Annotated in this window: 1 protein-coding gene; it reads left to right on the plus strand. The window is 80.4% G+C overall.

Annotated features, from left to right (window positions below):
• The first annotated feature begins 193 nt into the window (after window positions 1-193).
• Window positions 194-1,090, plus strand: a complete 897-nt coding sequence (locus IE330_RS38435; RefSeq protein ID WP_190140808.1) for an SRPBCC family protein — start codon at window positions 194-196, stop codon at window positions 1,088-1,090.
• The last annotated feature ends 159 nt before the right edge of the window (window positions 1,091-1,249 follow it).

The raw sequence follows: 1,249 nt of genomic DNA on the forward strand, positions 1-1,249 counted from the left end.
GGGCGGGGACCGCGACTGCGCCGTCCTGCGGGCCGGGGCCGGCCTCGCCGAACGCGTCCGCCCGGCCGGCTGGCGGGCCCTCGCGCCCTCCACGCTCGTCCACCCGCGCTACGCCGGCTGAGGGCGCGGCGCCTCGCCCGGGCGGGCCGAAGTGGCGTACATCCGCGAGGTGGCGTGGGTACGCTCGGCTGCCATGGAGCATGAGGTGTTCGTACCGGTCCCGGAAGAGCAGCTCCGCGAGGCACTGGCCGACCCCGGGCGGGTGGCCCGCGCGGTGCCCGGGCTGCAGCGCGACGCCGACCCCGGCGCGGGCGCGCCGCCCGTCAGCGGGCGGCTCAAGGTGCGCGTCGGCGGCCACTCGATCACCTACCGCGGCGGTCTGCGGGTCGCCCCGGGCGACGGTGGCGCGTACGAGCTGACCGGCGCGGCCGAGGAGGTCCGGGGCAGCGGCGCCGTAACGTTCTCCCTCGCGCTGCGCCTGGCCGCCGGGCCCGAGGGCGGCACCCGGCTCGCCTTCGCCGGCACCGCGACCGGGGACGGGCGGGTCGCCGAGGTCGCGAAGGCGTCGCCCCAGGCGGTGGAGAGCGCGATGCGGCGGCTCCTCGGGCGGTTCGCTGAGGGTTTGGGGACGGTTTCTGGCGAGGCGCCCGAGGCCGGGGAGGGCGGGGACCTGCCGTCGGCTGCCGGACCCGAGCCCGGGGCCGGGGCCGAGGCGCCGGGTGGGGACCCCGAGGTGCCCCGTGATGTCTCCCGCCTCTTCGAGGGTGAGGTGCCGCCGCCGTCGCTCGACCCGCTCGCCGACGGGTTCGACGTGGTAGCCGGGGCCGGGGCCGGGGCCGGGGCCGGGGCTGATGCCGGTGCCGGGCCGGAGGACGAGCCGGTGGCTGCGGAGGCCGCGCACGCGCGGCGGACGATGATCGGGCGCAGTGCGGAGGAGGTGGACCACGCGCCGCCCCGGGGGCGGTACGCGCCGGTGCCGGCGCCGGAGTCGCTCGGGGGTGGGGCGACGTTGCGGTGGGCTGCGCCTGCTGCGGCGGTGCTGGTCGCTTCCGCGATCGTGGCGGGCAGGGCCTGGCGCAGGCGCCGCTGACCCCTCGCGGGTGCGCCCCAGACCCACCCCTCCCCGAACCGGGGACTGCCGCCCCCGGCCCCCCGCCCTCCCGGGCCGGGGACTGCCGCCCCCGGCCCCCCGCCCTCCCGTCTGGGGCTCCGCCCCTCTCCCCCGTCATCGGCGCTCCGCGCCTCGTCC

This window comes from Streptomyces longispororuber (assembly GCF_014656095.1).
Lineage (GTDB): Bacteria > Actinomycetota > Actinomycetes > Streptomycetales > Streptomycetaceae > Streptomyces > Streptomyces longispororuber.